Source organism: Helicobacter zhangjianzhongii (assembly GCF_030249855.1).
Taxonomy (GTDB): Bacteria; Campylobacterota; Campylobacteria; order Campylobacterales; family Helicobacteraceae; genus Helicobacter_B; species Helicobacter_B zhangjianzhongii.
Genome location: NZ_JANURN010000023.1, coordinates 1 through 2,923, shown reverse-complemented (window position 1 = coordinate 2,923; position 2,923 = coordinate 1). Strand labels below are relative to the sequence as shown.

Sequence of the window (2,923 nt, the reverse complement as noted above, 5' to 3'; positions counted from 1 at the left end):
CACCACCTCTCCGCCAAACATTCCTTTAAGCAGGTTGATTGCTCCTTGCACATTTTCAGCTCTAAAAAACACCCAAGCGATATTGACACAATTAAAAGTAAGCAGCCAGCACAGAAGGATATAGGCTTTGCTTTGCATAAAGCGAGCATATACCCCCCTAGAATCCAGCTTTTTATACAAAAGCATATAGATTCTATGTCCCACCATTGCTAGCCCGTGCAAGCTCCCCCATATCACAAACCCCCACCCAGCTCCGTGCCACACTCCGCTTAAAAACGCCACGATAAACAGATTTCTTAAAGTAAGCAGATTATTAAGCCACGATTCTTTTTTCTGTGGTGCAGGCTCGCGGCAGTATCTTTGAGCTAAAAATGGGGCTTTACAAGGCGATCCAAGGGATTTACCTTGAATGCTAATGAGTGTAGAATCGCCGCTGTAATCGCCATTTTGAGTCAAAGAGACGCGTTTAATATTTTGATTGCCCCCTAGTGGGATATAAAGATACTCTTTCAAAAATCTCCCTAAAGTGATATGCCACTTTCTCCAAAACTCCGCGATATTTAATGCCTTATAAGGTGAGCTAAAATTGATAGGCAAAATGATCCCAAAAAGTAGCCCCAGCCCTATTGCCATATCGCAATATCCGCTAAAATCAAAGTAAAGCTCAAAGGTGTAGCTTAAGCTTGTCGCCCACGATTCTAAGCAATTTAAAACAGCTCCATTTTCTACCGCGCTAAATCCAGCATTTGCCCATTTGGCAAAGCTATCGGCGATGACTACTTTTTTAAAAAGACCGATGGAGAAGATGAAGAGACCTTTGGCGATGTATTCCCAATTTATGATACTAGGCGTTGACTTTTGCATTTGGAGCGATTCAGTTTTTTTGGAGGATTCGGCTTTGCGCGATAAATCTTTGATTGCATCGCCGCGCTGCGTCGATAGACACTCGAGTCTTATCTCCTTGCGCGGCTCGCAAAGCAAAGATTTCTCATCGCAAATCCTAGAATCCTGTGCGGTGTTTTTTACATTTTCAGCTTCAAGGTTAGAATCCACTTTTCCAAAAGTGGCGTTATTTCTGTCATTGCGAGCCTTGTCGGTAGGCAAGGCGTGGCAATCCACACTAGAATCCGCGTTTTGCTTAGGTGTTTGTTGCATTGGGGCATTGTGGGTAGAAAATCTAGAATCCGCTTTTTTATTTATGGATTGCCGCGCCGACAAGTCGGCTCGCAATGACAAGAAGGGCGATTTTTCACACGCGGAATGCTCGCCCAAGATCAAAGCCCTCCTGCCCATTGCGTGAAACTGCGGCATCATCTCTTTGTGATGCACAATTGGTCCGGCAATTAGCTGAGGAAAGAAGGTGATAAATAGGCAGTAGTCTAAGAAATTGATATATGGGATTTCTTGTGTTGGATTGCTGGATTCTGGGGCTGATTCTCTCTCTGTGGCTTGCTTATAACAATCCACAAGAAAAGCGATTTGCTGGAATGTTACAAACGATAAGGCTAAGGGCAGGAGAATATGCGGCAGAGGGATAGCAAAGTCTAAAGCTAAAAGCTTGGTAAAAAGATTGAAATTCTCTAAGAAAAAATCTGTGTATTTAAAGATACCTAGCAAGCAGAGATTGAATATAATGCCAAGGATTAAAAGGGCTTTAGGGTGATTGAGCTTTTTGGAGGATTGGGCTTGGTTTGGTTTGGGCGTTGGCTTTCTAAAGAAACCTGCGAGCTCACGCTCGCACCGCTTTGCTTGTTTTCTAAAGAAACTTCGCTTCGCTTGTTTTGCGCGAAAAAGCAGGGAGTTTGTGGCTCCCTGCGTCGATAGACCACAAGTCTTATCTCCTTGCTCGCCACTGCACAACCCTGCTTTTTCATCGCAAAATCCTTCCGCCTGCGACTTTTTATCAAACACATTTTGAGCGTTGTGGATAGAAATCCTAGAATCCTTTGGCTGCTCGTTGAGAGTTGTGGCGGTGCTAGAATCCGCGTTTTTACTAGCGGCGTTTTCTGTGTCATTGCGAGCAAGCGCGGTAGCGGTTGCGTGGCAATCCATAACTTCAAAGTTAGAATCCACTTTTTGCTTAGGTGTTTGTTGCATTGGGGTGTTATGGGTAGAAAAACTAGAATCCACTTTTTTATTTATGATTACTAAAGAAGCTGCGCTTTGCCACGCTTTGCGGAGCAAAGCTCGCAATGACAAGAAATGGGCTTGCTTTGTAGAATCCACTTTTTTGCTTTTTTGTGCGGTGTTTTCAAAAGTGGATTCTAGGGTTTGTGTCTTTGTTTGTGTGGATTGCCACGCCACTGCTGGCGCAGTGTCTCGCAATGACAGAAAATAGGCGTTATCCTTAGAATCGTGGCTTTGTAAAAACGAGGATTCTAGGGGTTGGGTGGTTTTTGTGATTTGTGTTTCAGTGCCGATTTTGGATTCTAGGATTTTTGAGCTAGAATCGGCGTTTTGTGTATTTTTTGGTGGTGTAGAGTCGCTCGCGGTTGGATTCTTGAGCCTTTTTTGGCTATCTTTCCCAAAGATTCTAGGATTTGCGGTAGTGCTAGTGGGGCTTTTTGTGGATTTTAGGGTAGAGCTAGACTTGTGGTCTGCGGTTGCCCTAAAATCCACAAAATCGCCGCTATGACTACCCGAAGCTGAATCTTTTGCCCCCCCCCCCCGTTTCTACCACGCAAAATCCCCCTAACCACACCATAATTCACAAGCATTGAGCCTAGTAGTATAGGCAGATAGATAAGCTTCCAATAGGCGTAGAAAAACAAGCTTGCTAGCACTAAGAAGCCTTTAGCAAGGGTCATATACACGCTAGAGTTTTGTGTGATACTAAGGGCTTTAAGGAGATGAAAGATAGCCCACACTATGGGTAAAAAGCAAAAGATAAAAAGATAGGAGTTAAAGAGCATAGGAGGTCCTT

At 43.9% G+C, this 2,923-nt stretch carries 1 protein-coding gene and 1 pseudogene; both read right to left on the bottom strand.

The window, feature by feature from the left end:
- Positions 1–2,619, bottom strand: a 2,619-nt coding sequence (locus tag NYG90_RS10480) for an MBOAT family O-acyltransferase (RefSeq protein WP_285265040.1), incomplete at its 3' end; no start/stop codon positions are given.
- Positions 2,574–2,923 (bottom strand): annotated as a pseudogene (locus NYG90_RS10475) (hypothetical protein); the annotation flags it as partial. The gene NYG90_RS10480 and the pseudogene NYG90_RS10475, both read right to left, overlap by 46 nt.